Genomic DNA, 205 nt, shown 5'->3' on the forward strand with positions numbered 1-205 from the left:
ACCCATTTTTTGTTTGATGTTTTCTAGTTCCTGATGGTGGATTTTTTCAGCTAAAGCGTGAACTTTAGTTTCAAAAAGACGAACAGCAATTTTTTTATCACTTATCGAAGTGTCTTGAACAATAGGGCTAGATTGCGCTGATTTGCGCTCTAAGCGATTTTCTTGAGGTTTTAGTGGTTCTGTGTGTGTTTTTGCTTCTGTGGCC

General features: G+C 38.0%; 1 pseudogene. It reads right to left on the reverse strand.

What is annotated here, in order from left to right:
* A pseudogene (locus D7V20_RS19750) lies at window positions 1-205 on the reverse strand (MobA/MobL family protein); the annotation flags it as partial.

It is taken from the genome of Acinetobacter rongchengensis, from assembly GCF_003611475.1.
Lineage (GTDB): Bacteria > Pseudomonadota > Gammaproteobacteria > Pseudomonadales > Moraxellaceae > Acinetobacter > Acinetobacter rongchengensis.